The organism is Streptomyces sp. NPDC058872 (assembly GCF_042743065.1).
GTDB lineage: Bacteria > Actinomycetota > Actinomycetes > Streptomycetales > Streptomycetaceae > Streptomyces.
In genome coordinates, this window is record NZ_JBHYMK010000082.1 from 1 (window position 1) to 26,352 (window position 26,352).

The following is a 26,352-nucleotide window of genomic DNA, read 5'->3' on the forward strand; positions in this document are numbered from 1 at the left end:
GGACTTGCAGGGCATCGAGGTCATGACCGTGAAGGGCGGGTTACGGCTGCTGTCGTACCTGATGCGGGTCTCGATGCCGTTCACGTCGTATGCCTTGGCATCGATCCCTCCCTGCTTGTAGCCGGACTTCGGGTCGCTCGGGTCGACCGGCTGCTTGAACACGCTGCGACCGCTGGTCTCGCCGTTCGGGGCGTCCGCACGGAACTTCTCGACCTCTCCGTCGGTCGCCGGTGGTGGGCCCTTGATCCATGCGTCGATGGCGGCCTTGTTCTTGTTGAGGGTGTACTCGGTCAGGTCTTCTGCCCGCTGGTAGCTGGGAAAGGCCGAAGAGCTGCCGGGGTACGGCTTGCCGTACGGCCACGCCTGCGTCGGACCGCCCGACTGCTGGTCGCGCAGGCGCTGTGCGAGTTGCTCGTCCGTCTTTCCGACGTGTTTGTCCAGCGTATGGCCGCCCTCGAAGTACTCGTTGGCGGCGAGGTTCAGGTCGTAGTCGCCGTTCGAGTCGACCTTCAGCCAGACCTTCGATTCCTTGAACTCTTCCAGCGCCCGTGTGCCGAAGCCGTGGGCCCGTGCGACGCCGGCCTCGAACTTGGGGGCGCTCAGGTAGGCCTCGTCCAGGGGCTCCTTCAGTGCCTCCACGCGGGTGGTCAGCGCGCCCAGCTTGCCGGTGTAGGTGTCGACGATCCGGTTGAGCTTGGCCGTGTCGATGTTCAGGACGGTCTTGACGTCGAAGGACAGGACCAGGCCCACGCCCTTGCCGATCACGTTCGTGACGGTGCCGATGATGCTCTTGGGGTCCTTGGGCTTGGCCAGGTCGTCGATGATCTCCTTGGCGGCCTTCCACATGGCGCGGTGGAGTTCATCGGCGACGTCGCGGTTCAGGTCGACGGCGGCCTCGGCGTACTCGCGCAGGATGGTCGCGAGGGTGTCGGCCGTGTCCTTGAGCACGGCCAGGACGGGCTCGCTGCCGGTGGGGGTGTGGGGCGTGCCGGGGCCGGAGTTGGCGGTCTGTGCCCACTGGTACCCGACGCGCTGTTGGCCCCATGCCGTCCCTCCCCACAGGGCGCTGCAGAAGGTCCGCATGGCGGCTTCCCAGTCGGCCTGTTGGTGGTTGGTGACGGCACTGACGGCCTGGGTGAGCTGGTCCGCCCCCAGTGACGCCGTGATGGAGACGTTCATCTAGCTGTGGCACAGGGAGTTGAGGTAGTGCTGCTGCGGGAAGGGATGGACGTCCGCCACCCTGCCGACCCGGAACACGTGCTTGCACAGCGGTTGGAGGACGTCCCGGACGATCTCGGGGATGCCCTCCATCAGTCCGCGCAGGATGTCGTCGCCGCCGTCGTCGTCACCCCACTTGATGTCCGGTATCCCACCGAACTTCGGGGCCTGGTCGATGACGGCGGGGCGTGGGCGCTGCTCGGCGGTTGTTCCCGGCTTGGGATGGGTCGCCGCGTCCGCCTGGGTGTAGGCGTTGGCCGTCTCCGTGAACCCGACGGCGACGCCGCCGACGCTGAGCACGGAGCGGCCCCAGACCTCCAGCCAGCGGTCGCCGATCTTCTTGTACGCCCGGGCGAACTTCTGGGCCTCACTGCCCGCGCCCCCGGCGTCGGGGTATTCACGCAGCTCCTCCAGGAGCTTGTGGGCACCGCGCATCAGGAAGTCCTGCTGGGCGGCGACCCGTCCGGAGACCGACCAGAGGTCGCTCGGTTGGACGTCGATGGCGCCACTGCCGCTGCCGCTCGGTGACGGGGCGGGGGCGATGGGACCGGCCATCAGGCGCCGCCTCCCCAACCTTCGAGCACCGACCGGTTGGCCGCGGCGTAGTTGAGGTGCCCCTTGACCACGACCTCATGGAGCCAGGCCTGGGCCGCCTTGAGGTCGTCGGCGGAGTGGCTCCACTTGTCCAGCTCGTCGATGAACGCCTCCCGGGCCTCGCCGTCCCAGCTCAGGACGACCTTCGCGGCCCGCCCATACAACGTGTCCAGCTTCTCGTTGAGGGCGCGGAGGATGTCCTCCAGGTCGCTCGAAAGGCGTTGCAGGGTGGCGAAGTCGACGGTGATCCGGTCTTCGTCCGACATGCTGTTGATCCCCCGTGGTTCAGACGTCCAGGATGCGGCTCTGAGGATGGCTGCTGTCCGGTGCGGGTGCCGGGTCGGGCACGGTGAGGTCGCGCGCGGCGGCGGACACGTCCTCGCCCTCCTGCATCCGCCGGATCCGGGCCAGGGTGTCGAGTTCCTGCTCGGTGAAGCCGTCGCGCGAGGCACGCATGGCCGCTTCGAGGAGGACCATCACCTGGCGGATGCGCACGGCGTCCTCGGCCACACCACGATGCAGCGAGCGGTACGCGGTGGCGGTGGGCCCCTGCCAGCCTGCGGCGATCCTGTCGACGACCTCGTCCATCAGACGGGTCTGCTGCTCCAGATGCCGCTGCATCTCGTCGAGATCGTCCGCCAGCCTGGTCAGGCCGTCCTCCGAGACGTCCAGATCGACGTTCCGCACCCCGAGCCCCCGCTCGTACATGTGTTTGTGTGGCGGGTGGTCATCTTAGCGAGACGGCCCGATCGATCGGGGTGAGGGCGTGGAGTGATCGGAGAACGACGAAGCTCCAGGTCGCTGACCCGGGCCTTCTCCCGCGAGCGGATGACGGGAATCGAACCCGCGCCACGAGTGGGGGAATCACCTGATGCTTGGGCGGGTGCACACCGTCTGACCTGCGAGAAGGCTATGGGCAGCCTCGCGTCGGTCGATTCGGCGAAGCCCTTGGTGACCGTTGTGCACCGCGCCTACGGGCACGTTGCGGCACGGGCTTCCGTTCAGGGGCCGGTGGAGGCGTCGGGCTCCTCCGGTGGGTGACGCCGCGCCTTCCGACGTCGGCGGGCCCAGTCGCCGGTTTCGCCGATGGCGACCATCACTGCGGCGGACGCGGCGCTCGCCGTGAGGCCGGCCGGGTGGCCCGTCGCGTGTCCCAGGAGCCAGAGGGCCAGGGTGAGCACGGCCCACCAGGCGGTGAGTGAGACCGCCTCACGCCGCGCGCGGCTGGTCCGAGGTGCCGTTGTGGGCACGGGGTCAGGAGCCTTCGCGCGTGGTTGCGACCGGGCGGTGCTGACGGGTGGGGGCGGTGAGGCTCAGAAACAGGCAACCGGCGATGGCGAGTACACCGCCGACTGCCGTGCAGCCGAGCGTGATGTCGGGGGAGGCGCCGGCTATCCGGGGGAGCGAGTTGGCGGGGGCGGTGGCATAGATCAGCAGGATGGCCCAGCCGCGCGGTCGTACGGGAGCCAGTCGGCGGCGCAGACGCTCGGGGACCCGGTTCAAGGCCATGGCCAGGCCCGCCGGCAGCACCGTGAGGGAGAAGAACGCGAGGCCGATCCACTGCCACGTCATGGGAGGCGACTCCTGGGGTGCGGGCACAGCGCGGCCGTGCGGGCAGCTGTGCCGAGGGTGATGACGCCGTACGGCGGGCGCCGCAGCAGGGCGACCCTACCGAGGCCGCGGACGGCCGCGTCAGGGGCCGAGCCGTCTGTCTGCGTGCGCCAACGCTGCCGGAACCCGGCAATGTGTTCCCCGGCGCGGGGCGGCATGCTCGGCCCTGCGCCGAGGCGGGGCCACGGACGAGCGGGACGGTCTTGTCCCCTCGTCCACCGGTTCGCGGCACCCGTGCTGGCCGTGGCTTCACTGCCCGGCGCGTCGAGACCCTTCCTGGTGGCTGGGCAAGGCGACAGGGCGCTCTCCCGCGGCGTGCGGCTCGGAGCCGGGCGCCGCGGGAGGGGAGCATGGATCGGCTGTGGGACGTGCTCGGCGATGTCGCCCTGCTGTTCTTCGGGCCGCTGGTGGCGTGGACCGCCTGGAAGTGGCGGCGTCACCCCGAGGGGGCTCCCGCGTGGGTGGCTCGTGGCCCGCGGTGGGCGGTGCGCTGCTGGACGCCGGGTTTCGTGCTCCTGGGGATCGGCATGGGCATCAGCGGTGTGTACGGCCTGACCGGACTGCCGGAGCCCTGGGGGGTCGGCTTCTGCCGTGTCGCCGGCCCGATGCTTTACCTCCTCGTCTTCTGGCGCCCCTCTTTCCGCGGGGCGTGACGGCTGGATGAGAGGTGGTCGCCGGAGGCACCACTCGGCCGGCGCCCCCTGCGGGGGCCCAGGGGCGTCAGCCGTGGGACGGTGTGACGAGCCCCGCCTCGTAGGCGGTGATCACGAGCTGGACGCGGTCCCTGGCGCCGAGTTTGGTGAGCAGGCGGGATACGTGGGACTTGGCGGTGGCCACCGTGATGAAGAGGTCCCCCGCGATCTCGGTGTTCGAACGGCCGCGTCCCACGAGGACCAGCACCTCCCGTTCCCGTTCCGTGATGCCCTCGACCGGGCGCGGGACGCCTACGGGGGCGGCTTGGGGGCGGGCGGCGAAGTCGGCGATCAGACGGCGCGTCACACCCGGGGCGATCAGTGCGTCGCCGGCGGCCACGACGCGGACCGCCGCGAGGATGTCCTCCAGTGCCATGTCCTTGACCGCGAATCCGCTCGCGCCCGCGCGGAGGGCGCCGTAGACGTGGTCGTCCTCGTCGAAGGTGGTCAGGATGAGGACCCGGGTCGTTGCAGGGCCGGCGGTGATCCGGCGGGTGGCCTCGATTCCGTCCATGCCCGGCATGCGGATGTCCATCACCACGACATCGGGGCCGTTCTCCGCGACCAGTCGGACTGCCTCGGTGCCGGTGGCGGCCTCGCCGACCACCAGCAGGTCCGGGTGATCGGCCATGAGCACCCGCAGGCCGGACCGCACCAGCGGCTGGTCGTCGGCGAGGACGACCCGTACGGGACGGGGAACGTCGGTCATCGGGCCTCCACCGGAACATCGACGGGTGTGGGCAACGGCAGCCGGGCCGCCACCCGGAAGCCGCCCTCGGGACGCGGCCCGGCACTGAGGTGGCCGTGCAGCAGGGCCACCCGCTCCCGCATGCCGACGAGGCCGAAGCCGTGGGGTGCACCGTGCCCGTTGGCGCCGTGCCCGTCGTCGACGACCTCCACGGACAGTTCCTCGTCCCCGTAGTCGATGGCGACCCGGCAACTCCCGGTGCCCGCGTGGCGGACGACGTTGGTCAGCGCCTCCTGGATGACGCGGTAGGCGGACAGGTCGATGTCCGCAGGCAGCGGGCGTGGTGCCCCGCCGCGGCGCACCTCGACGTGTACCCCCGCGCCCGAGGTGGCCTCCGCCAGCCGGTCGATGTCCGCCAGGCCCGGTGGGGGCGTGAGCGGTGAGGGCTCGGAGGTCGTCGCCGTGCCCTGACCGGTCCGGCGGAGCGACGCCAGCGTGCGCCGCAGGCCCGCCAGGGTCTCCCTGCTGGTGGCCTCGATGGCACGCAGGGCTTCGTGCGCCTCCGCCGGTTGGGTCTGGATGACCCGGCTCCCCACGCCGGCCTGGATGGCGATGATGCCGATGCTGTGCGCCACCATGTCATGCAACTCCCGTGCGATCCGCAGCCGTTCCGCGGTCACGGCCTCGGTCACCTCCTGCGCGCGCAGCGCCGCCGAGTGTGCGCGGCGCTCCCGGCTCAGCAGGCCGACCAGGCACGACGCGGCCATCGCCAAGAGCGCGATCACGCCGTTGACGGTCAGGTTGTCCCCGTGTGCGAAGGTCCCGATCACCACGAGCTGCACGCCGAAGGCCACGGACACGGACGCGATCGCGGCCCGCCGCGTGCAGGTGGCGACGATGAAGCCCAGGACGATGTCCACCGCCAGGTACGACAGGAACTTCCCCTGGTACGAAGCCGCCAGGTTCTCGTGCACCGTGACCGGAGTGCCCAGCACCACCGCGGTGGACCCGAAGAGCGCCAGGCCCAGAGCCAGGAGGGGGGTCCGCCGGGCCACGCCGGTCAGCAGACTCACCGCCAGCAGCGAACCCACCGCGTGGACCGTGCCCGAGGCCCGCGTCGCGCCCCCCACCAGCAGCCCCACCACGAGGAGGTACGAGACGCCCCCGGCCCATGCCATGGTCCTCGTCCTCGTCATCGGGCGTGTGCCCACAGGGGAAACGCGGCCGCGGTGCGCGGGGGCAACGGGTTGATCGTCATGGGGTCCACTCCGTGAGGCTAACCGGCCGCCCCCCGCGCGGCATCCGCCCGGGGACGTACGCCCACGGGCCACCCCGGCCACACGATTGCCGCCCACGGCCCCATGCCCGGACGGAGGTCCCGCGGCAGCGTGGTGACCGTGATCGAAGTCAACGAACTCACCAAGCGCCATGGCGGCAAGTCGGCCGTCGAGCAGCTGTCCTTCACGGTGCGGCCGGGTCAGGTCACGGGATTCCTCGGCCCGAACGGAGCCGGCAAGTCGACCACCCTGCGGATGATCCTCGGCCTGGAGGCGCCCACCAGCGGTTCCGCCACCGTCAGCGGCGTCCCGTTCCACCACCACCCGCGCGGACTGCGGCACGCCGGCGCCCTCCTCGACGCCGGCCAGGTCCACGGCGGCCGAAGCGCCGCCGCCCACCTGTCCGCCCTGGCCCGCAGCAACGGCATCGGTCGGAGCTGGGTCGACGAGGTGCTTCGGGAAGTGGGGCTCGCCGACGTGGCGAACCGTCGCATCGGCGGTTTCTCCCTCGGCATGAAGCAGCGGCTCGGGATCGCCACCGCCCTGCTCGGCGATCCGCCCGTGCTCGTCTTCGACGAACCGATCAACGGCATGGACCCGGAGGGCGTGCTCTGGGTACGCCGGCTCTTCCGGCGCCTGGCGGCCGAAGGACGCACCGTCTTCCTCTCCAGCCACCTGATGTCCGAGATGGCGAACACCGCCGACCGACTCGTCGTCATCGGCAGGGGCCGGCTGATCGCCGCCGAGTCGGTGGAGGACTTCGCGGCCCGTGGCACTCTTCGCAGCGTCAGGGTGGGGACGCCGCAGACCGCCGAACTGGCCGCCGTGCTCACGGCGGCGGGTGCCACGGTCGAACCGGAGGGCCCGGCGGGCGCCGAGAAGCTTGCCGTGACCGGACTCCCGGCCGACCGGATCGGAGCGCTGGCCTTCGAGAACGGCATCCGACTGGACGAACTGACCACCCGCACCGCCTCGTTGGAGGCGGCCTTCACGGAACTCACCGCCGACAGCGTCGAGTACCGGGCAGGACGACCCCGATGACCACACGCGCCGCCGTCCGCCCGGCCACCCATGTCACCAGGCCGCCCGCGGCCCGTTTCCGCGACCTGCTCGCCTCCGAGTGGATCAAGCTGCGGTCCCTGCGCTCCACTTCGTGGACGGTCGCGCTCACCGCCCTGTTCGTCATCGGGTCCTCCGCCGTGGCCACGCTGGCTGCCGACACCGCCGGCTCGGGCCCCGCTGATTTCCTGCCGCACCTGGCCTATCCGCCGGCCGGCTACTGGACGCTGACGCTCGTCTCCGGCGTCAGCGGCGCCCTCACGGTCGTGAGCGAGTACAGCAGCGGCCTGATCCGCACCACCACCGTGGCCGTGCCCGCCCGCGGCGAGGTGGTGCTGGCCAAGGCGGCCGTGACCGCCGTGCTGTGGACCGCGGTCGGCACGGTCGTCTCCACCGGCTCCTTCCTCGTCTCCCGGACCATCCTCGACGAGCGGCATGCCGGAGTCCCGCTCACCCACCCCGGGGTGCTCCGGGCGCTGGTGGCATCCGCGTTGCTGGCCCCGGTCTGCGCACTGATCGGTCTGGGCCTCGGCGTACTGCTCCGACACAGTGCTGCGACCGTGGCCACCAGCGTCTTCACCCTCTTGATGCTGCCCCCGATGTTCTCGGAGAGCGCCCGCTGGTCGGCGGAGGTCAACCACGCGATGGTCCTGTCCGCCTGGAAGCGCCTGATCCAGAACTGGGAGACGGGTCCCGGATCCCTGGGACACTCCGCAACCGTCCCCGGCTCCTGGATCGTGTACGCGCTCTGGCCGCTGGCCGCCGTCGCACTCTCGGTACTCATCGTCAGGCGTCGCGACGCGTGACCCCGTCTCCAGCGCGCGGGCAGCGGGTGCGGAGCTTGTGCGCGGCAATCGAGTCGGTCTGGGCAACGACGAAGGCCCAGGTCGCCGACCTGGGCCTTCGTGCACGAGCGGATGACGGGAACCGAACCCGCGCCATGAGCGTGGGAACCAGCTGGCGCTGGGGCCTGCCGCTGGCCGCCGAACTGCGCGAACACCCAGCGATGGCCTCGTCCTCGTCCGGGCTGCCCGGTGGGCATCAGGGCCACCGCTGTGGCCGCCCCCCTGGTCGAAGGCACCGGAGCGGTCCGGCCCCAACCGGCCGTGGTCCGTCGTGCTCCGCGTCCGGCCCAGCCCGTAGAACGCGGCCGGGGCCGGACGTCAGTTGCGGGTGACGAGCATCTGGGCAGAGCCGTCGCCCATGCCGGCCAGGCCCACCTTCTGGGAGCCGAAGCCGGTGTTGCCCCAGCCCTGCCAGTGGCCGCTCGCGAAGCGGATGTTGTGGTAGGTGCTGTTGTCCTGGGTCGTGGCCAGGATCTGGCTGTCGCCGTTGGGCATGCCCGTGATGGCCAGGCTCTTCGGGGAGGTGACGACGCCCTCGACGGCACCCCAGCCCTGCCAGCTGCCGTCCGCGCGCCGGATGTTGTGGTAGGTCAGGCCGTCGTTGCCGACCGCCAGGAGCTGGCTGTCACCATTCCCCAGTCCAGCGATGGCGATGGCACCGGCCTGGAAGGTGGTCGCTGCACCGCCGCCCTGCACGGCGTTCCAGCCCTGCCACACTCCTTCCACGGTACGGAGGTTGTGGTACAGGTTGCCGTCGTTGCCGACGATCAGGACCTGGAGGTCGCCGTTCGGCAGTGCGGCGGCGGCGATCCGCTGGGCCTGCCAGTCGCCGACCGGGGTCCAGCCCTGCCAGGAGCCGTTCTTGAAGCGGGCATTGTGGTAGATCCTGCCGTCGTTGCCGATGGCCATGACCTGGGCGTCGCCGTTGTCCATGCCCGCGATCGCCTCGGCGCGGGCGGAGAAGCGGGCGGCGCCGCCGAAGCCGTCGAGCGGGGCCCAGCCGGACCATGATCCGTCGCTGTAGCGGGCCGTGTGGTAGAGGTTCCCGTCGGTTCCGGTGCCCAGGACCTGGACGGAGCCGTCGGGGGTCGCGGAGATGGCCTCCTGGGAGCCGTTGAAGAACGCGGCACCGCCGTAGCCGTCCAGCGGCTTGAAGCTCGTCCACGAGCCGTTGGCCTGTCGGATCGCGTGGTAGAAGTCGCCGGCCTTGCTGACCGGGGCGGTGGGCGTGGTGCTCGTCGGGTACGGGTCGGCGTGGTCGTAAGCCAGGCCGGCGGATGCGCCGCAGCTGCCCCAGGCGCCGGCGCCCTGGCCCGCCAAGATCTTCTCCGCGATCAGGATCTGCTGCTGCTTGGTGGCCTGGTGCGGATAGGACGCGTAGGTTCGGCCGCCGAAGGCGTCCCAGGTGGACTTCAGGATCTGGAGGCCGCCGTAGTAGCCGTTGCCGGTGTTGATGCTCCAGTTGTTGGTGCTCTCGCAGTACGCCACCTTGTCCCAGGTGGCCACGGAGGCGGCTTCGGCGGGCCCGGCGCCCATGACCGACAGGCCGAGGGCGGCGGCGGCGAGGGCGGTGCCGGCGCGCAGGCGGCGGGCGGGGCGAGCGGACGTGGGCAGGCGGCGGGCGCGGTCGGACATCGCTGGTCTCTCAGTCTGGGGAGGTGTGCCGGGTGGCCCACCGGTGGGGTGGGCCACCCGGCGGAGGGCTGCGGGGGCTGGGCGGTCACGCGGGGCGCACGGTGGTGCGGTGGGCACCGGAGTGCTGCGCGGTGCGGGGCGCCGGAGCTCGATCCGGTGGTCGTCCGGATCGAGCTCGGGGCGGGCGGCTCAGCCGCGGGTGACGATCATCTGGGTGCTGCCGTCGCCCAGGCCGGTGATGGCGGCCGTGCGGGCGGCCATGCCCGTGGCCCACCAGCCCTGCCAGGAGCCGTTCGCGTAGCGGGCCGCGTGGTAGGCCTTGCCGTCGTTGCCCACCGCGAGCATCTGGGTGTCTCCGCCCGGCAGGCCGGTGATGGCGATGCTCGTGGCCTGGAAGCTCGGGGCGCCGCCGTAGCCCTCGGCCTTGGCCCAGCCCTGCCAGTGGCCGGTCGTGAAGCGGATGTTGTGGTAGACGTTGCCGTCGTTGCCGATGGCGAGGAACTGGGCGTCGCCGTTGGGCAGGCCGGCCACGGCCACGTCCTTGCCCTGGAAGCCGGTGGCCCCGCCGAACCCGTCCACGGCGTTCCAGCCCTGCCAGGTGCCCTCGACCGTGCGGATGTTGTGGTAGACGTTGCCGTCGTAGCCGACGATCAGCACCTGGAGGCTGCCGTCCGGCATGCCGGCGGCGGCGATCTTCTGGGCGCCCCAGTCGCCGACCGGGGTCCAGCCCTGCCAGGAGCCGCTCTTGAAGCGGGCGTTGTGGTAGATCCTGCCGTCGTTGCCGACGGCCATGACCTGGGCGTCGCCGTTGGGCATGCCGGCGATGGCCTGGGCCTTGGCGCCGAAGTTGCCGGCGCCGGCGTAGCCGTCGAGCGGGGCCCAGCCCGTCCACGTACGGTCTGCGTAGCGGGCCGTGTGGTAGAGGTTGCCGTCCTTGCCAGTGGCGAGGGTCTGCGTGGAGCCGTCGGGGGTCGCGGTGATCGAGGCCTGCGAGGCGTTGAAGAACGCCGCGCCGTCGAAGCCGTTCAGTGCTGCGAAGCCCTCCCAGTTCCCGTCCGCCAGGCGGGTGGCGTGGTAGACGTCGCCGGCCTGACTGACCGGAGCCGGGGCGGGAACGTCGGCCAGGCCCGAGGGGCCGATGAAGGCGAGTGCACGGCCGGCGTTCAGCGGGCTCGGGTTGGTGCGCCAGTTGAACCAGTTGCGGAAGCGCACCGCGCCGCTCTCGTTGCCGCCCACGGTCTGGATGTTGTCGCCGTCCACCGCCACCACGATGTTGACGTGGTCGGCGTTGCCGTCGTTGAGGCTGCCGTCCTTGTCGTAGACCACCGCGTCGCCGACCTGCGGGGTGCTGTGGAGGGTTCCCTTGCGCTTGCCGTAGTCGTAGAGGCTGACCGCCGCCGCGGAGATGCCGGAGGTGTCGGCGCCGGCCCGGTTCCAGACCCAGCGGGTGAACTCGGCGCACCAGGCGGTCGGGTACTGGCAGTTGTAGTCGCCGCAGGTGTTCCCGACCTGGGCACGGGCGATCGTCGCCACGCCCGGGGCGTCGGCGTTCGCGGTCACGGCAGGCAGCGCGACGACCAGCAGCGGGACGGAGGCGAGCGTGGTCAGGCCGGCGGAGAGGGTACGGGAGAAACGGCGCTTGGACATGGGTGTCTCCATGAGTGAGGGCGGTCCCCGTTGGCCGGGGCCGACGCATGGGTGTCGGAGGGTGCTGTGAGAACCGCCCTCGTAGGGCGGGAAGAAGAAGGTGGGCGACGAGTGGCCCGGTCGCGGACGGCTGCCCTGCAGGAACAGCGGTCGGCGTCGGTCAGGCCGGGTACTCGGGGGCGAGTGAGTACCCGCGGACGGTGCCGGCGGCCAGAGCGTGCGCCAGCAGGCTGCGGGCCTTCGCCCGGGCGGTGGCGTCGTTGTTGGCCCGCAGGAACATGGCGACGTTCATGCCGTGTGCGATGGGGCGGATGCGCACGTGCTCGAGTGCGTGCGGCGGCCTGGCGTGGGCCCAGAGGATGTCGTGCAGGAGGCTGGCCTCCGCATCGGTGCCGGGCGTCAGGCTCTCACTGGTGAGGGGCAGGTGGACGAGGAGCACGCCCCTCAGTCCCAGCCGATGCCGTTGGCCACGACCGACCCCTTCGTCAGGGCCGCTGCCTGCGTCACGGCCTCGGCGCCGGCGGAGTCCCAGCCGATGCCGGCACCGGCGGCCAGCGCGCCGCCCAGGAGGGCGGAGGCGACGGCGGTGGCCAGGCGGCGGGTGGTGGTGCGGTGCGTGGCGGTGATCGACATGGCTGTGCCCCCCGGGGTCGTGAAGTGGTGGTGGAGTCGTGCGTTGAGAAGTGCGTTCCGAAGCCCGGTGACGGGCCCCGATTACCGGCCTGGCCTGGGATTTCGCGTCCCCCGCCGTTCCGGTGATCACCATCCTGCTGGGCCCGGGAGCCCGGCGGAAGGGGTTCGGTGTGGCACCAAATGGCCTGGCCTCTTGGTGCCACCTCCGGCCGGAGGACTGGGTTCCGTCAGGCGTTTGTTGCGGAGGTGCGGACAAGTTGCGATGATCATGAAATAGGTCGGAATGGCGCACTGTGCGGCGCACTTCCTGAACAGTCGGGGGGCTGGGACATGCTGGCAGTGCTGGGCTTGGACACCACGTCGGAGGCCGTCTACCGGTCCCTCCTGGCCGATCCGCTGGGCGGGGTGGCCGACCTCTGCCGACAGCTGTCCCTCCCGGAGTCCGAGGTCCGGGCCGCCCTGGACGAGCTGGCCGATCTGGAGCTGCTGCGCGTCTCCCGCGACCGCCCCGGCGCCCTGCGGCCGGTCAGCCCCGAGGTCGGGTTGGATCTGCTCCTGCGTCGCCAGGAGGAGGACCTGCTGCGTCGGCAGCAGGAGCTGGCGGCGAGCAAGGCCGCCGCCGCGCGCGCCGTGGCCGAGTACGCCGACCTGCGTCCGGACACCGAGGCCGAGGGCGGCACCACCGAGCGGCTGGTCGGTCTTGACGCCATCCAGGGCAAGCTGGAGATGCTCGCTCGGGAGGTCACCCGTGAGTGCCTGTCGGTGATGCCGGGCGGGGCCCAGTCCCAGGCCAGCCTCGATGCCTCCCGCCCACTGGACGAGGCCGCGATGCACCGCGGCGTCGCCCTGCTGACCCTGTACCAGGACAGCGTCCGCAATGACCCGGCGACCCTCGCGTACGCCCGCTGGATGACCGGGGAAGGAGGGCTCGTGCGCACCTGCCCGGTGCTCCCGCCCCGCATGCTGGTCTTCGATCGCGAGGTCGCCGTCGTCCCGATCGACCCGGAGAACACCCGGCTGGGGGCCCTGTGCACCGGTGAGCCGGGTATCGTCGCGTCCCTGACCGCCCTCTTCGAGCAGACCTGGGCCTCCGCCGTTCCGCTCGGCGCCGACCAGCTGCAGGACGCGCAGACCGGGCTGAGCCCCGGCGAGAAGGAGCTGCTCGGCCTCCTGGCCGGCGGCCTCACGGACGAGGCGGCGGGCAAGCGCCTCGGCATTTCGCTGCGCACCGTACGACGCCAGATGGCGGCCCTGATGGAACGCCTCGACGCGTCGAGTCGCTTCGAGGCGGGCCTGAAGGCGGCCCAGCGCGGCTGGCTCTGAGCCGGGGCAGGTCAAGCGGCGGACCCCGAGCCGGGCGGTGGTCCTCGGCGCGCTGGGCGGCTTGCTGCCAGCGGTGCGCCGGGTTCGGCGAGCGCCTGGGCCCGGCGTACGCACTTCAGGTCGGCCAGGTCGGAGATCGTCTTGGCCCGAACGCCTCCTGGAGCAGCTCGCCGTCCCGGTCGGACACGCCTTGTCCCCTGCGGCTGCCGGTTCCGTTGTCGCGCAGGCCGCCCGCGTGGTGGTAGGAGGCTTCGGCGTCGGTGGCCCGGAGGAAGTGAGGCTGCTTGTCGCGCTGGCCCTGCACCGTCCGGGCCAGCGATGTGCCCGGCCCCGGGAGGCGGACGTTGTCCGCAGCGGCCTCCTCGTCGTCAGGCTCCCGGGGGCGGGGCGGCACGGGAGAAGGTGCGGGAGGAGCAGGAAAAGGGGCCAGGTGGTGCAGAGGTGGTGCGGGGCGCCTGAGGGGGGGCGAGACGAAGGAGCGGGCCCAGGTCCCTGACCCGGGCCTGCTCCCCAGAGGGGATGACGGGAACCGAACCCGCGCCACCGGCTTGGGAAGCTATGCGCGCCAAGCCCCGAAAAGCGTTCCGACCTGCGACTACCTGCAGCATTGAGGATTGCGTCCACGGCGCCTGAGCACCTGGATTGACCGCTGCGTACCGCTCTGAAGGGCACGGTCGGGGCACGAGCGCGGTAGGGACGACCGACTCCCACCCGGGTGGGCGGCGCTCGCCTCAGGGAGAAGACGCGTGGAGCAGCTCCTGCACGGCAGAGCGGATGTCCTCGTCCTGGGTGAAGCCCCGCCAGCCGCCGTTGGACCGCAGCCGCTGGTCTTGGGCGGGTACGCCGTGCAGGAGGTCCGCGGCAGGGCGGGCCGCCGGCCCGATCCGGGTCAGGTGTCGCACTGCGGGGAGCATGACCGGCAGGTACGTCCCCCCGGCCAGGTCGCGCACGACCGCGGTCAGGACGGGCACGGTGGTCTCGGTGTCCCCGGTGGCGGCCCACAGGGTGTGCGCGGCCTCGACGCGGGTCCAGGGGTCGAGGTCGGCGGTCATCGTCCTGAGCCGGTCCGCATGGGGTGCGGCACGGACTCCGAGACCGGCGAGCCTGCGCAGGTCCGGATGCCGGAAGCGCTGTTCGGAAAGGCCGTGCCCGAGGAGCTCCAGGGCCGGTTCGGGTTCCCCGCAGACCTCCCAGTACGCCCAGGCCGCGAGTTTCCTGTGCGGTCCGTCGGCCTGTGCTCGGGACAGCAGCAGGCTCCCTGCTTGGGCCCCGGTCCTTCCGATTCCGGCCAGGGCCGTTGCCGCCGCAGTCCAGGTCCGGTCGTCCTCCAGCAGGCCGAGCAGTCGTGGAACGGCCGCCCCGGCCACGGGTCCCCACCCGGCGAGCGTCTCGCAGAGCCGGTGGAGCAGGCGGTCGTCCGTGGCGGTGTCGATCCGGTCGCAGATCGCCGGAAGGAGCAGCTCGGCGTGGTCCGTGAGGTGGCTCAGGGTCTCAGTGAGCGCGGGGAGGCCGACGTGATGTAGATCGGTCGCGGGGTAGTGGGCGAAGTTCGACGCGAAGCCGGATCGTGCGCCGGCGATGAGCTCGATCAGGCCCGGTAGGCAGCGCGGATCGTTCATCCGGGCCAGTGCCCACAGGGCGGCCTCGCCCACGCTCTCCTGTCGCCGTGTGGTGCGGCTCGCGCCGTCGGTCAGCAGGGAGGCGACGTCGTCCGCATGGGCGGCGGTCGCCGGGCCGAGGCAGGCCAGCAACTCGACGGCCCGGAAACGGACCTCGGCGACGGGATCGTCCAGCCGCCCCACGAGACGTGGCAGCAAGGGAGCTGCCGGTGAGCGCCACTGGGACAGCAGTCCACCCGCCCGGGCCAGGGAGGCGACCCGCTGTTCGTCGTCGTGATGGTCCCCCAACAGTCCGAGCGTGAAGTCCGGGGCCGGCCCGGTGAACAGTCCCGAGGTCCAGTGGTGGACACCCAGCACTCCGGTCTGCACCGAGCTGGTGTGGCGCCACAGTTCGACGCTCGGGTCCCGGACCGCTGCGAGCACGTCGTCGAGCCGCCGGGCGGGTAGGCCGGGATCGATCGGGGCCAGCGCGTGCACCGCCGCGAGCCGCATCTGCGGCTGAGGAGCGTCGAGCAGCGCATGGAGCAGGTCGAACGCCTCGGCGCCGCGTGCGCCGGCCGGCGCACGCGGCGCGGCGTGCCCCAGGGCGATGACCAGATCGAGGCGAGTCGCCGGATCGGCCTCTGCCTCCCAGGCCCGAAGCAACCCGGGAAGAACCAGCTCCCCAGGACTGTCACAGGCCCCGAGCGCGTCGGTCGCTGCTCGTCGGATCCCCGGCTCGGGATCGTCCAGCAGCCGCAGCAACTCGGGCAGGGCTCGCTCCCACGCGGACGCCCAGCCTGGATCGAGGAACCTGTCTTCGACCCGCCCGGCTTCCGCCGCCAGCATCGTTGTCAGTTCCAGCATCGCGCAGCGGCTCGGCACCCGTGGTGCCGCAGCCAGGCGCAGCACGAAGGGCAGTGCGGCCGACGCGGCGGAACAGATCCAACCGCCCTGATGGAACAGCAGGTTGAGCAACTCGGACGCGGCTTCGCCGGCATCCTCCGGATCCGGACCGGCGCACCGGCGGAGCAGCTTCGGCACGTCCTCGGCAGAACCGTAGTTGTGCTCCAGCCCGTTCCAGTCGACCGCATCCAGTCCCACCCACATACGCGCGACCCTATCGACCCGGCCGACCGCGCGGCTCCGTCCGTCCCCGAGCCGGGACCCGACGAGCGGAGGCGGTCCGGCGAGCGAGGCGCGAAGGGAGCTGGGCCGGTACGTTGTGGCATGCGGTGCTGGAACGGGCACCGGACGATGACAGGGCTTCACGTCCGCCCTCTCAGGCCTGCCGGCCCGCCACTCCGTCAAGGCCCGGACGGCGCCCACGCCCGCGCGGCGCGGACGGGGCCGGACCGCCGTGACGCAGTCGTCCCCGCTCGTGGGTCCCGGGGCACCGGACCGGGGGCACGGGGTCCCGGGACGTCCCGCGGGGCGGAATCGGTCCATCAGGCCTTGGCGGGGATCGGGCGCAGCCAGCCCGCCGGGTCGGGCGCGTGACCGTGCTGCACGTCGAAGAGGGCGCGGCGGACGGCCATGGTGACCTCGCCGGGCTCTCCGTTCCCGACGGTCCAGCCGATGTCGCCATCCACGACCCTGGTCACCGGGGTGACCACGGCGGCGGTGCCGCACGCGAACACCTCGGTGATGACGCCCCGCTCGCACTCGTCGCGCCACTGGTCCACCGAGATCAGTTCCTCGCCGACCTTGTGGCCGAGCCGGTCGGCGAGGGTCAGGAGCGTGTCCCGGGTGACCCCAGGAAGCAGGGTGCCGGTGAGGCGGGGGGTGACCAGTTCGGCGTCCGGGCCGGTGCCGCGCACGAAGCAGAGGTTCATGCCGCCCATCTCCTCCACCCAGCGGCGCTCGACGGCGTCCAGCCAGACGACCTGCGCGCAGCCCTTCTCCCGGGCCATGCGCTGGGCCACGAAGGTCGGCGCGTAGTTGCCGGCGACCTTCACATTGCCCGTGCCGCCGGGCATGGCGCGGCTGTACTCGCGGTTGATCAGCACCGAGACGCCCTCCACCTCGTCCCCGAAGAAGCCACCGGCGACGAACGCCATCAGCAGGAAGCGGAAGGACGGAGAGGGACGCAGCATCAGGTTGTCGTCGGTGGCGAAGAGCAGCGGACGCAGGTAGATGCTGTGGGCGGGGTTGTCGGAGAGCCAGGCCTGGTCGGCGGTGACCAACTGGTCGACGGCCTCAAGGAAGAGTTCCTCCGGCATTTCCGGCATGGCCAGGCGGCGGGCGGAGGTGCGGAACCGGCGGGCGTTGTCCTCGGGGCGGAAGACCGCCACCGATCCGTCGGCCTGGCGGTGGGCCTTGATGCCCTCGAAGATGTTCTGCCCGTAGTGCAGGCCGACGGTGCCGGGGTGCAGGGAGATGTTCTGCAGCGGCATCAGTTCGGCCTGGTGCCAACCGAGTTCCTCGCTCCACAGCACGCTGTACATGTGGGCGGTGTAGGTGTCGCCGTGACCGGGGTCGGTGACGCCACCGGCGGGCGGGACGGCGACGGGCGGCTCATGGTCGATCGTGGTCATGTCGGTGTCTTTCAGTGAGCGGCGAAAAAGAACGTGTCGCGGCGGAGGAAGGCGCCCTCGTCGTCCACAACGAAGGAGTCGGAGAACCGCGTCCCGGGCGCCGAGGGCCAGGGCTTTTGCCGCGCGGGCCCCGTCGTGCATGCGTCCGGAGACGAGCAGGCGGTCGTTGCCGGGGGCCAGGCGCAGCAGGCACGCGCCGAGGGGGGCCGACAGGGGCGAGGACTCGGGAATGCGCGCCGCATCACCGGAAGACCCCGGGTCAGATGAGATCTGGCCTGGGGTCCGACTGAGAGGTCGAGGCCGAGGGTCGAGGATGAGGGTCGAGGATGAGGGCCGAGGTCGAGGTCAGAGGGCCTTCGCGAGCCGGTGGCGTGTGGTGAAGGCGATCGTGACGGCGACGAGCAGGACGGTGAACGCGCAGAGGAACGCCATCTGGGTGCCGGGGGACGTGAGGAGCAGGCCGCCGATCTGTGCGCCGAGCGCGGAGCCGCCGAGACTGATCGTGGACGACCAGGTGAACGCCTCGGTGACGTGGGTCGCGCGCGCGGTCCGCGAGATGATCTCGTACAGGATCACGGTCATGGGCGCCTCGAAGGAGCCGAGGACGACCAGGGCCAGGCCCATCGACCAGTTGTCCCAGACGAGTACGGGCAGCAGGGCGCCCGCGCTGACGACCACTATGCCCACCCGGAGCGAGACCTGGACGGACCAGCGCCGACTGCGGCTTCCGTACCAGAGTCCGCCGAGGACGCCGCCGACGCCCCACGCCGCGTAGAACACGCCGACGCCGCTGGCCGAGCCGTGATCGTCGGCGAACGCGGGCAGCGCGACGTTGTAGATCCCCGTCCTGACGGCGGTGCAGGTCACCAGGGCCAGCACCAGGATCAGCCCCTCCGAGCGGAGAGCACCGAGGGGGTCACGCGCCCCACCCAGGGTGGCGGGCTGGGCGCGCGAGGCCCGGGTCGACGCGAACCCGAGGGAGCCGACGGCGGCGAGCACGCCGCCGACGACGATCGCCGCGCCCGGGCTGGCCAGGAGCAGCATGACGCTGAGCAGGAGGGGCCCGCCGATCAGGAAGAAGTTGAACAGCACGGACTCCAGGGAGATGCCCGCCGGCTCCAGCTCCCCCGTACCACGCCACAGGGTGCGGATGCAGCCGCTGATCGGCGGCACCGTGGCGCCCGCGACGGCCACGCAGACCAACTGCGCGGCCATGGAACCGGATTCGAAGGTGACGAAGCCGATCAGCGACACCGGGTACACGAGACCGGTGGCGAGGAGCACGATCGTCTGCCCGTACCTGTCGACACGGCGGGCGACGAGCGGCGCGAACAGCGCGGTGCCGAGGCTGTACGCACCCAGGAACAGGCCGGCCGAGAGGTAACCGGTGTCCTTCGAGGTGGTGAAGACCACCAGGGCGAGGCCGACCAGATAGAACGGGAATCGCCCGACGACGCTCCAGAACAGCGGAGCGCGCATGCTTTTGCTCCGCAGGGCCGCGAGGATCCGGTTCTCCTCGGCGGGGAGCTCCGGGGAGGCGTCGGCGTCGCTGGGGGCCGTCGTGTCGGAGGGAGGGTGATTCGCCATGGTGTCTCGCACTTCGGGAAGGATGGCCGGCTCGGGGTTACTCACTGCTGTCGGGGGTGGGGAAGGCGCCGTAAGGGCGGCGAGCGATCGTGACGGCGAGGTCCTGGACGGCGTACGCCGTCATGTAATAGGCCATGGGTGCCGTGTAAGGGCTCAGGGTCAGGGTGAACTCGGTTTCCCCGACTCCGTCCGGCCCGATGTGGACCTTCTGGAGCTCCGGTGTGACCGTGCAGTACTCACGCCCGTACTTGGCGACGAAGAGGCCGAGCTGGATCGTGCCGGGCCGTGCGTCGCGCACCGTCACCCGCACCGGCCGGACGTCCCCTTGGAGGAGATCCTCCTCGGCCTCGATCAGCAGCGACGGTCCGCCGGGCAGACCCAGGGCGACGTCGCTGCAGCGCGTGCAGATGACGCCCTCGGTGTCGAGTGCGGTGGGCACCAGGGCACGCCGGACGAAGCGCTCGGCGGGTCGCCCGCACGGACAGCGCACCGTCGCGGCCGAAGAGGGATCGACCGTGCTGCGCTCCGCGAAGTAGCCGAAGGAACCGCCGAATTCGTTCTCCGGATCGTTCACGAACTGCTCCGCGATGGCGAGGTCCAGCTGCTCCAGGTCGAAGAGGAGGCTGCGGGTCGTCTCGGCCGGGTCGCGAACGACCTGGGACTGCCTGGTGATCTGGTGATCGACCCGGGCGGCCAGGCTTTCGAGGCCGGATCGCAGGGGGTTGCGGAAGGACAGGAGTCCGCCCGCCAGATAGGCGGTGAGACGGGCGGAGGCGGTCAGCAGCAGCTGTGCCGGCATGACGGACGGCGGCTCCGGCGTGATGCCCTCCTCGGCGGCGCCCATGCCGAAGTGGACGTAGGCGGGAGAGGGGCCCACGGTGCGGATGCTGGAGTTGAAGGCCGCGGCGGAGGAACCGCGTTCGCGTACGGACTCCAACCAGGAGAGGTTCTCCGCATGCCCGGCCTCGTGTCCCGTGATCGCGGCCACCACGTCCTTGGCGGTGCCGTCGATCGCGTTGAGCATCAGCTGGTACTTGGGGTCGTAGATGGCCGCGTCGGCGAAGGGGCCGCTGTTGCACGAGCTCAGGACGACCTCGGCGGCGCGGACGTCGCGCAGCTGGATCAGCTTGTCCACGGGCTTGTAGCAGGTGGGCTCGTCGGAGTAGGCACAGATCGGACCGATGACGTTCTCCTTGCGGGGAACGACCGAGTTCAGACCGCAGATGGTGTAGTCGGCGAGATTGAGCGAGTCGTCCTTGCCGTGCCCCTGCAGAAGGAGGCGGCTCCAGCGGGTCCCGAGGATCTCGGACCTGACGTCCGCGGTCTTCATGCCCTCCTCGTCGAGCAGGTGGATGCCGCTGCGCGTGAGTCCACGGTCGACGGCGGTGAACATGCCGATGTCCCGTACGTCCGGGGCCGTGTGGGCGTACTGCTTGGCGGTGAACCAGGCCAGGGAAGCCGCGTCCCGGCCGGTGAGGAGCCTCAGGCGCACATCGGGCCGGAGTTCGGCGGCGCGCATCAGGGGCCAGACGGTGTCCACCGTGAGGTGCTCGTAGAGACCGGCGACCAGCAGGGTGTGCACCTCGGTCTCACCGGCGTCTTCCCCGGCGTCCCCGGCCGCCTCGCCCTGCCGGTACTCCGTCCGCGGCTCCCGCGGGAAGAGCGCGTCGAGCAGGCCTGCTCCGACCCCTTCGTCGTCGAGCCACTTGTGGGCGAGGGGTTCGAGGAGCGCGACGAGACCGGCGGGCACGGCGTCCGGCCGCACGACGATGCCGTACGAGCAGGCGGCCGGCCGGCGCGCCTCCCCGTACAGGCCGGCGGCGCATGCGACGGAGGCCGCGAGATCGGATCGCCCGTCGGTCCAGACCGGGACCTTCGCGCGGGCCGTGTCCGAAAGGAACTCGTCGACGGCGGCGGCGTAGGAGGAGGTGTCCTCCACGAGGGAGAAGGGCGAGGCCGACATGATTTCGGATTCGTCGCCGGAAACATGGAACTCGGACTGCACCACGTGTGACTCCTTCATCAAGGCGATCGTTTTCGAGCGGCCCGGGCTTTCCTTGGGACGGCGCTCTTCACCGAGGTACCGCGACGGTACTTCCGTACCGTCGCCCCGCGTATCCACGGCAAGTTCATCCGCGAGGACACGTGACGCTTACCTCGCCCCGAAGCACCTGCGCACATCGGCTACGCGGGTCCTTAGCGTCGGCACAATTCCTGGAGCACGGCACGAGCGATCGTGTCGTTCTGCCGGAAGAATTCGTCATTGCTCCGCGGGGACGGGAAACGGCCGGATGCCACGCTTCCCGAGAACAGGGCGCCCACCCCGAAGCGACTCTCGTGGGGGGTCCCGTCGGGACGCTTGAGGCGATTGAAGGAATCGGTGTCGACGAGACCCACGCTGTCGATGACGCCGGTGGGATACCGTACGCCGCCCTCGGGGGTCGTCCGGGTCTCCTCCCGGATCTCCTCGCGCTGGACGAGCTTGGACAGCACCGGGTCGTTCACGCGGAGCACGGTGCGCTCCGGGAGCCGGGCCTCGATGAGGGATCGGGCGGCGACCGATTCGTCGACGTTGCACGACCGCGCGTGGAAGAGCCCCTCGTGCGTGGTCACCGTCATCTCCGAGCCGAGGAACCGGACGACACCGGCACGGGTCAGGGCGAGTAGTTCCTCGAGGCGCGGTCCGGGCGGACCGCTGGTGAGGAAACGGCAGAGGTCGAGGAACTCGGGAAGACCGCGCTTCCACGAGTCGGGGGAGATCCTCTCCTCGCTGATGAGTTCCACCAGTCGGGAGAAGGCGGAGACCAGGCCGTGCACCATCCCCAGGTGCGCGCTGTACCGGGGATCGCGCCCGCGTCGGACTCCGGTGTCGATGTGGTCGGCCATCCAGTCCTGGAGGGCGTCCAGGTCGGGGAAGCGGCGACCGGCCAGCGGATGGGCGGTCTCCTCCAGGTCGATCCGGTCCCCCTCGAACCGCACCGCCTGTTCGACCAGTTCCTTGAGTTCCGGTCCGTCCCAGTCGAGGGTGTCGAGGCGGTCGAGGAACTCACGGGCGTCGATGTCGAGGAGCTCCGGGTGCGACGCGGCAAGCTCGCGGTAGCCCGCGTGGGTGACCTCGCGGGCCATCAGCGGCCAGATGTCCAGGGCGAAGTCGAGAGGGCGGTCGCCGAGGGCGTCCACGACCGCGGGGTCGAGGTGGCCGAACGGTTCCGGAGGCGGTCCGGCCAGCTTGTAGTGCGTCTTCGACCAGTACGGCACGCCGCGCCGCGAGCCCACGAAGAGGACGGGTTCGTTGCCGGACGGCTGGTAGTGCAGCTCACCGGACTCGTCACGCCGGAACGTGCCGCCGCGTCCGGAGGTGAGCAGCACGGCGGTGTCGATGAAGCACAGACCGAGCCCGCGGACGATCACCGGTTCGCCGGGGGCGATCCGGTCGAAGGAATGGTCGGCGGTCGGCCCCGACGGCAGGTAGCACAGGTCGTGGGCGGCCGCGTATTCCGTCAGCCGCACCTCTTCCGCGTTCAGCTCGACATCCACGTTGCCCTGCGCGAACAGGACGACGTCGACGTCGACCGGGGGAAGGCCGTCCGCCATGACGACGCGCTGCCTTCCGAGAGGAAGGTCCTGTACGTCGACGGCCCGGCCGACGTGGGAATGGACCTGCACCTGGGGCCCGCAGCTGGTCGCCAACTTCCGGAACACCCACGACAGATATTCGCTCTGCGTCTGACGCGTGGTGAACCAGCCGTCGTGCATGCGGCTCGCCTCGGCCGACACGGAGGGGGCGTGCCGGAATCCCGAGGGCGACGAGAGGCTGCCCGCGGCCAGCTCCCGGGCCCATTCGCTGAGCGTGGGACCGGGAACGACCGGGCCTTCGCATGCGACGGTCTCGTCGGTGAACATGGTGCAGCTGCCGGCCGTGGTGTTCATCCACAGCAGCGGTGACTGCTGGGAACGCCAGACGCGACCGCCGCCCGGCGGGTAGGGATCGATGACGTGGACGGCGATCATCCGGTCCGGCGCACACGCGGCGGCGTTGGCGATGAGACGCTCGAGAAGCGAGGTACCCCGTGGGCCGGCGCCGATGATCGCCACGGACATTTTTCTGGTCATATTCCGTTCCTGGGCCTCGGTGGGGGCTCGGTCATGTCGCCTTCGTGTGGATGACGCGTCACCCGCCACTCGTTCACGGAGCCTTGCGTTACGCGGCGCTCTGCCGGCGCCCGTCGATCAGCGCGGCGAGCTCCGCGATGCTGGCGTCGCCGATCAACTCGCTCATCTCCAACTGGACCGAGCTCTCCCGGAGGATGCGGTACTGCACGCCGACCGTCTGCAGCGAGGTCGCGGCGAGCTCGTGCAGGGTCCGCGCGGAGACCTCCTCGTCCTCGGCCAGCTGCAGCACTTCCCGGACGGTGGTCTGCAGCCACGACAAGGTGGTGGGCTCGGCGCCGGCACTCTTGTGCACTTGGGTGACTCCTTCGTTGGGTGACTGGAGGCGAGGGCCGCTCATACGGCCCTCAGCAGGACGCACATCCGCAGCCCTGACACGCTCGACGCCAGCAGGTACAGCCCGCCCGGGTGGACGCCGCCGGCCGACTGCCGGTCGACGAGGTTGATCAGCGGGTCTGCGGCGAAGCAGTGGCCGACCCTGGTGATGTTCGAGGTGTCCAGCTGGCACGGGCGGAACCCGGCCTGGACCTCCTTCATCAGCACGATCGGCAGAAAGATGTTGTTGTGCAGCAGGCCGTCGATCTCCTCGACGCGGATGCCGGCCTCGGCGCACAGCCGCTGGTTGGCCGTCTTGGCCAGGTCGGCGCTGATCTCGGTGCCGCGCAGCATGGAGGCCGCATCCTGGGCGTGTGAGTCCGCGACCCACTCGTAGGACTCGGGAACGCCGTCCACCCACCGCGAGACCAGGCAGGCGGCTGCGCCGTCGCTGAACAGTGCGAAGTCGGCCAGCCGCGCGGACTCGTCGGGCACCGCGTCGGTGGTGATCACCAGCACCGTCCGGTGCCGGCCCGCGGCGACCATCGTGGCGGCCGTCTGCAGACCGGTGAGCAGGGTCGCGCACCGGTTCAGGGTGATCCCGGTGACGGGAACGTCGTCGAGTCCGAGACCGTGCAGGACCGACGCGATCAGGTCGCCGTGCTCTCCCACATCGCTGGGGAACGTGGTGGAGCACAGCACGAGCGCGTCGATCCCGTCCGGCTCGACGCCCGCCGCTTCCATGCTCTGCAGACCGGCCCGGACGGCGAGCGCGGCCGTGTCGAGTTCCGTACGGCGTACGGTGCCCCAGCCCCACATGTCGGCATCGGGCACCATCCGCCGGCTCTCCACGAAGGCGGCGAAGCCGTCGATCTCGGAGTGGTCGGTCGCGATCTCGCCGAGCACGTACCTGGGCGCGCGCAGCACCACGCGCCGGATGTCAGTCGTCGTCATGTCAACCCAGCTGCCTGCGCAGGAAGTCGGCCATCAGGCGCATCGCGTCCCTGGACGTCTCGAGCACGGCCGAAAGCTGCAGGAAGCCGTGCGGAAGGTCCTCGTGCGGATGGAACTCCACCGGCACGTCCGCGTCGGCGAGCAGCTTCGCGTACTCCTCACCCTCGTCGAACAGCGGGCAGTACTCGGCGGTCAGCAGCAGGGCCGGCGGAAGTCCGCAGTGGTCGTCCGCCTTGGCCGGTGAGGCATAGGGCGATTCGCCGTCGGCGGGATCGGCGAGGTAGTGGTCCCAGAACCAGGCCGACGACTTCGCGTTGAAGAACATCGGATCGACGTGGTCCTTCATGGACTGCGTCGTGGCGTCGTTGCGCGTCGGCGGGTAGACGAGCACCTGGGCGGAGAGCTTCGGCCCGCCCTTGTCCCGGGCCATCAGGGCCATGACCGCGGCGAGGTTGCCGCCGGAGCTGTCTCCGGCGACGCCGATGCGGGCAGGATCGGCACCGAGTTCGGACGCGTGCTCCCCCACCCACCGCACGGCGGCGTAGCAGTCGTCGATGGCGGCCGGGAACGGGTTCTCGGGCGCGAGCCGGTAGCCGACGGACACGACGATGCACGGGGTCAGGCTGGCCACCGCGCGGCAGATCGCCTCGCACGTGTCCAGGGAGCCGACGACCCAGCCGCCGCCGAAGAAGTACACCACTACGGGGAGCGGGCCGTCGTGCTCGGTCTGCGGGCGATAAACCCGCAAGGTCAGCGCACCCGCCGGACCGTCGATGTCGAAGTCGAATACCTCTTCGGGTTCTTTCACCCAATCCCAGATCTCGGCTTCGGTCTCCCGATCCGCTATCCGGGCCTGTTCCACCGACATGGTGTAAAGCGGCGTGAATCCGGTGGCGACACGATAGTCCCTGATTCCCGCGTAGAGCGGATCAAGCGGCATGAAAAATCCCTCAGCTCCCAGGACTACAGCAAGAAAATCCGAACCAACATCGAGAGTGGCACAGGCCCGTACGGCACCGGGGTAACCGAGGCGATGAGCTGCGCCGGGAAGGGGTCAGCGCGATGTTTCCCTCCGCTGAACTTGCCGCAGACGCAGGGAAATCGGTGCTGTTGTACCGTCCTCCCGACATACGATAGGAGAGAAAAAGTGAGTGACTTCGAAGGGCTCGTGGCGATCGTCACGGGTGGCGCCCAGGGAATAGGTCTGGCCACAGCGAAACTGCTGACGAGCAGGGGCGCGAAGGTCGCCGTCCTCGACCTCAAGACGGAGGGCCTGCCGAGCGACGTCTTCGGCGTCCAGGCCGACGTCGGCGACGACGCCCAGGTCGAGGCAGCGGTGGAGGCCGTCGTCGAGCGGTTCGGTCGCCTCGACGTCGTGGTGAACAACGCCGGCATTCCGGCGGTCGGCGATGTCGCCACGAACAGCTCCGAGGAGTGGCTGAACGTCCTGAACGTCAACGTCGTCGGCATGGTCAGGGTCGCCCGGTACGCCCTGCCGCACCTGCGCCGCTCGCCCGCCGCGGCGATCGTCAACACGTGCTCGATCGTGGCCTGGGCCGGACACCAGACGCGCACGCTGTACTCGGCCAGCAAGGGCGCCGTGTACTCGCTGACGCTGGCCATGGCCGCGGACCACGCCCGCGAGGGAATCCGCGTCAACTGCGTCGCGCCCGGAACGGCGGACACCCCGTGGGTGGAGAAGCAACTGCAGGGGACGGCCGATCCGGAGGCCGCCCGGGAGTCGCTGCTCAAGTTCCTCGCGCCGGGCCGCCTGGTGACGGCCGACGAGGTGGCGGGTGCGATCGCCTACCTGGCGAGCCCGCTGTCGAGCGCCTCCGTCGGCACGATGCTCGCCGTGGACGGAGGTCAGCACAGCCTGCGCCTGCGGCCGCAGGACCAGCAGCACCTCATCGGACGCTGAACCGCGACCGCACGCGCCTTCGGCCCCGGGACCATGTCCATGGTCCCC

Annotated in this window: 26 protein-coding genes; 5 read left to right on the top strand and 21 right to left on the bottom strand. The window is 70.9% G+C overall.

The window, feature by feature from the left end; all coding sequences use genetic code 11:
* The 6 genes from ACFW22_RS32710 to ACFW22_RS32735 all read right to left on the bottom strand — a co-directional run.
* The coding region (locus tag ACFW22_RS32710; RefSeq protein WP_386411755.1) for an RNase A-like domain-containing protein at window positions 1-1,179 on the bottom strand (1,179 nt) is incomplete at its 3' end.
* Entirely contained in the window at window positions 1,180-1,773 is a 594-nt protein-coding gene (locus tag ACFW22_RS32715; protein WP_386411757.1) for a hypothetical protein, read from the bottom strand.
* On the bottom strand, window positions 1,773-2,078 hold the full coding sequence (locus ACFW22_RS32720; RefSeq protein WP_386400514.1) for a WXG100 family type VII secretion target: 306 nt from the start codon (window positions 2,076-2,078) through the stop codon (window positions 1,773-1,775). The genes ACFW22_RS32715 and ACFW22_RS32720 overlap by 1 nt, the downstream gene beginning before the upstream one ends.
* Before the next feature lie 19 nt (window positions 2,079-2,097).
* Window positions 2,098-2,520: a WXG100 family type VII secretion target gene (locus tag ACFW22_RS32725; RefSeq protein WP_386411759.1), complete on the bottom strand. Its 423-nt coding sequence runs from the start codon at window positions 2,518-2,520 to the stop codon at window positions 2,098-2,100.
* A 293-nt stretch (window positions 2,521-2,813) separates the two neighbouring features.
* Window positions 2,814-3,062 (bottom strand): hypothetical protein, encoded by a 249-nt coding sequence (locus ACFW22_RS32730; protein ID WP_386411761.1) that lies wholly within the window; start codon window positions 3,060-3,062, stop codon window positions 2,814-2,816.
* Between the two features lie 4 nt (window positions 3,063-3,066).
* Entirely contained in the window at window positions 3,067-3,384 is a 318-nt protein-coding gene (locus ACFW22_RS32735; protein ID WP_386411763.1) for a hypothetical protein, read from the bottom strand.
* Window positions 3,385-3,773: 389 nt separating this feature from the next.
* Here ACFW22_RS32735 and ACFW22_RS32740 point away from each other — a divergent pair, with 389 nt between their 5' ends.
* Window positions 3,774-4,076, top strand: a complete 303-nt coding sequence (locus ACFW22_RS32740) for a hypothetical protein (RefSeq protein WP_386411765.1) — start codon at window positions 3,774-3,776, stop codon at window positions 4,074-4,076.
* Window positions 4,077-4,143: 67 nt separating this feature from the next.
* Here the strand turns inward: ACFW22_RS32740 and ACFW22_RS32745 are convergent, their stop codons facing one another.
* Together ACFW22_RS32745 and ACFW22_RS32750 are read right to left on the bottom strand one after the other, a co-directional pair.
* Window positions 4,144-4,824 carry a response regulator gene (locus tag ACFW22_RS32745; RefSeq protein WP_386411767.1) on the bottom strand — a complete coding sequence of 227 codons (681 nt, stop codon included), beginning with the start codon at window positions 4,822-4,824 and terminating at the stop codon, window positions 4,144-4,146.
* A complete protein-coding gene (locus tag ACFW22_RS32750; protein ID WP_386411769.1) occupies window positions 4,821-5,981 on the bottom strand; it encodes a sensor histidine kinase in 1,161 nt (386 codons plus the stop codon). The genes ACFW22_RS32745 and ACFW22_RS32750 overlap by 4 nt, the downstream gene beginning before the upstream one ends.
* Window positions 5,982-6,200: 219 nt before the next feature.
* On the opposite strand from ACFW22_RS32750, the gene ACFW22_RS32755 reads away from it, so the two are divergent.
* Window positions 6,201-7,121, top strand: coding sequence for an ATP-binding cassette domain-containing protein (locus ACFW22_RS32755; protein WP_386411771.1), 921 nt, complete (start codon window positions 6,201-6,203; stop codon window positions 7,119-7,121).
* On the top strand, window positions 7,118-7,945 hold the full coding sequence (locus ACFW22_RS32760; RefSeq protein ID WP_386411773.1) for an ABC transporter permease: 828 nt from the start codon (window positions 7,118-7,120) through the stop codon (window positions 7,943-7,945). Before ACFW22_RS32755 ends, ACFW22_RS32760 begins: the two co-directional genes overlap by 4 nt.
* A gap of 357 nt (window positions 7,946-8,302) precedes the next feature.
* On the opposite strand, the gene ACFW22_RS32765 is transcribed toward ACFW22_RS32760, so the two are convergent.
* The 4 genes from ACFW22_RS32765 to ACFW22_RS32780 all read right to left on the bottom strand — a co-directional run bounded on the left by ACFW22_RS32765 (window position 8,303) and on the right by ACFW22_RS32780 (window position 11,899).
* Window positions 8,303-9,619 (bottom strand): transglycosylase family protein, encoded by a 1,317-nt coding sequence (locus ACFW22_RS32765; RefSeq protein ID WP_386411775.1) that lies wholly within the window; start codon window positions 9,617-9,619, stop codon window positions 8,303-8,305.
* A gap of 189 nt (window positions 9,620-9,808) precedes the next feature.
* Window positions 9,809-11,266: a CHAP domain-containing protein gene (locus ACFW22_RS32770; RefSeq protein ID WP_386411777.1), complete on the bottom strand. Its 1,458-nt coding sequence runs from the start codon at window positions 11,264-11,266 to the stop codon at window positions 9,809-9,811.
* A gap of 160 nt (window positions 11,267-11,426) precedes the next feature.
* Window positions 11,427-11,705 (bottom strand): hypothetical protein, encoded by a 279-nt coding sequence (locus ACFW22_RS32775; RefSeq protein WP_386411779.1) that lies wholly within the window; start codon window positions 11,703-11,705, stop codon window positions 11,427-11,429.
* 5 nt (window positions 11,706-11,710) lie between these two features.
* Window positions 11,711-11,899 (bottom strand): hypothetical protein, encoded by a 189-nt coding sequence (locus ACFW22_RS32780; protein WP_386411781.1) that lies wholly within the window; start codon window positions 11,897-11,899, stop codon window positions 11,711-11,713.
* Between the two features lie 330 nt (window positions 11,900-12,229).
* On the opposite strand from ACFW22_RS32780, the gene ACFW22_RS32785 reads away from it, so the two are divergent.
* A complete protein-coding gene (locus tag ACFW22_RS32785) occupies window positions 12,230-13,222 on the top strand; it encodes a LuxR C-terminal-related transcriptional regulator (protein ID WP_386411783.1) in 993 nt (330 codons plus the stop codon).
* Between the two features lie 115 nt (window positions 13,223-13,337).
* Here the strand turns inward: ACFW22_RS32785 and ACFW22_RS32790 are convergent, their stop codons facing one another.
* The 9 genes from ACFW22_RS32790 to ACFW22_RS32830 form a co-directional block, all read right to left on the bottom strand.
* A complete protein-coding gene (locus tag ACFW22_RS32790; RefSeq protein WP_386411785.1) occupies window positions 13,338-13,616 on the bottom strand; it encodes a hypothetical protein in 279 nt (92 codons plus the stop codon).
* 337 nt (window positions 13,617-13,953) lie between these two features.
* Window positions 13,954-15,930, bottom strand: coding sequence for a HEAT repeat domain-containing protein (locus ACFW22_RS32795; RefSeq protein ID WP_386411787.1), 1,977 nt, complete (start codon window positions 15,928-15,930; stop codon window positions 13,954-13,956).
* A 338-nt stretch (window positions 15,931-16,268) separates the two neighbouring features.
* Entirely contained in the window at window positions 16,269-17,357 is a 1,089-nt protein-coding gene (locus ACFW22_RS32800; protein WP_386411789.1) for a branched-chain amino acid aminotransferase, read from the bottom strand.
* A gap of 345 nt (window positions 17,358-17,702) precedes the next feature.
* A complete protein-coding gene (locus tag ACFW22_RS32805; protein ID WP_386411791.1) occupies window positions 17,703-18,944 on the bottom strand; it encodes an MFS transporter in 1,242 nt (413 codons plus the stop codon).
* Between the two features lie 37 nt (window positions 18,945-18,981).
* The gene (locus ACFW22_RS32810) at window positions 18,982-20,952 is read right to left on the bottom strand and encodes a hypothetical protein (RefSeq protein WP_386411793.1); all 1,971 of its coding nucleotides are present in this window, start codon (window positions 20,950-20,952) and stop codon (window positions 18,982-18,984) included.
* Between the two features lie 188 nt (window positions 20,953-21,140).
* Window positions 21,141-23,057, bottom strand: a complete 1,917-nt coding sequence (locus tag ACFW22_RS32815; RefSeq protein ID WP_386411795.1) for an FAD/NAD(P)-binding protein — start codon at window positions 23,055-23,057, stop codon at window positions 21,141-21,143.
* Between the two features lie 88 nt (window positions 23,058-23,145).
* Window positions 23,146-23,409, bottom strand: coding sequence for a phosphopantetheine-binding protein (locus ACFW22_RS32820; RefSeq protein WP_386411797.1), 264 nt, complete (start codon window positions 23,407-23,409; stop codon window positions 23,146-23,148).
* 41 nt (window positions 23,410-23,450) lie between these two features.
* Window positions 23,451-24,383, bottom strand: coding sequence for a 3-oxoacyl-ACP synthase (locus ACFW22_RS32825; protein WP_386411799.1), 933 nt, complete (start codon window positions 24,381-24,383; stop codon window positions 23,451-23,453).
* A 1-nt stretch (window position 24,384) separates the two neighbouring features.
* Window positions 24,385-25,323, bottom strand: a complete 939-nt coding sequence (locus ACFW22_RS32830; protein WP_386411801.1) for an alpha/beta hydrolase — start codon at window positions 25,321-25,323, stop codon at window positions 24,385-24,387.
* Window positions 25,324-25,530: 207 nt separating this feature from the next.
* Between ACFW22_RS32830 and ACFW22_RS32835 the strand changes: the two genes are divergently transcribed.
* Window positions 25,531-26,304, top strand: coding sequence for an SDR family NAD(P)-dependent oxidoreductase (locus ACFW22_RS32835; RefSeq protein WP_386411803.1), 774 nt, complete (start codon window positions 25,531-25,533; stop codon window positions 26,302-26,304).
* Window positions 26,305-26,352: the final 48 nt, after the last annotated feature.

Bases quoted from the DNA above. Each gene is read 5' to 3' on its own strand.
- ACFW22_RS32750 (WP_386411769.1), bottom strand. From the start codon at position 5,981: ATGGCATGGGCCGGGGGCGTCTCGTACCTCCTCGTGGTGGGGCTGCTG.
- ACFW22_RS32740 (WP_386411765.1), top strand. From the start codon at position 3,774: ATGGATCGGCTGTGGGACGTGCTCGGCGATGTCGCCCTGCTGTTCTTC.
- ACFW22_RS32725 (WP_386411759.1), bottom strand. From the start codon at position 2,520: ATGTACGAGCGGGGGCTCGGGGTGCGGAACGTCGATCTGGACGTCTCG.
- ACFW22_RS32800 (WP_386411789.1), bottom strand. From the start codon at position 17,357: ATGACCACGATCGACCATGAGCCGCCCGTCGCCGTCCCGCCCGCCGGT.
- ACFW22_RS32770 (WP_386411777.1), bottom strand. From the start codon at position 11,266: ATGTCCAAGCGCCGTTTCTCCCGTACCCTCTCCGCCGGCCTGACCACG.
- ACFW22_RS32785 (WP_386411783.1), top strand. From the start codon at position 12,230: ATGCTGGCAGTGCTGGGCTTGGACACCACGTCGGAGGCCGTCTACCGG.
- ACFW22_RS32715 (WP_386411757.1), bottom strand. From the start codon at position 1,773: ATGGCCGGTCCCATCGCCCCCGCCCCGTCACCGAGCGGCAGCGGCAGT.
- ACFW22_RS32765 (WP_386411775.1), bottom strand. From the start codon at position 9,619: ATGTCCGACCGCGCCCGCCGCCTGCCCACGTCCGCTCGCCCCGCCCGC.
- ACFW22_RS32720 (WP_386400514.1), bottom strand. From the start codon at position 2,078: ATGTCGGACGAAGACCGGATCACCGTCGACTTCGCCACCCTGCAACGC.
- ACFW22_RS32825 (WP_386411799.1), bottom strand. From the start codon at position 24,383: ATGACGACGACTGACATCCGGCGCGTGGTGCTGCGCGCGCCCAGGTAC.
- ACFW22_RS32830 (WP_386411801.1), bottom strand. From the start codon at position 25,323: ATGCCGCTTGATCCGCTCTACGCGGGAATCAGGGACTATCGTGTCGCC.
- ACFW22_RS32735 (WP_386411763.1), bottom strand. From the start codon at position 3,384: ATGACGTGGCAGTGGATCGGCCTCGCGTTCTTCTCCCTCACGGTGCTG.
- ACFW22_RS32780 (WP_386411781.1), bottom strand. From the start codon at position 11,899: ATGTCGATCACCGCCACGCACCGCACCACCACCCGCCGCCTGGCCACC.
- ACFW22_RS32760 (WP_386411773.1), top strand. From the start codon at position 7,118: ATGACCACACGCGCCGCCGTCCGCCCGGCCACCCATGTCACCAGGCCG.
- ACFW22_RS32815 (WP_386411795.1), bottom strand. From the start codon at position 23,057: ATGACCAGAAAAATGTCCGTGGCGATCATCGGCGCCGGCCCACGGGGT.
- ACFW22_RS32805 (WP_386411791.1), bottom strand. From the start codon at position 18,944: ATGGCGAATCACCCTCCCTCCGACACGACGGCCCCCAGCGACGCCGAC.
- ACFW22_RS32745 (WP_386411767.1), bottom strand. From the start codon at position 4,824: ATGACCGACGTTCCCCGTCCCGTACGGGTCGTCCTCGCCGACGACCAG.
- ACFW22_RS32795 (WP_386411787.1), bottom strand. From the start codon at position 15,930: ATGTGGGTGGGACTGGATGCGGTCGACTGGAACGGGCTGGAGCACAAC.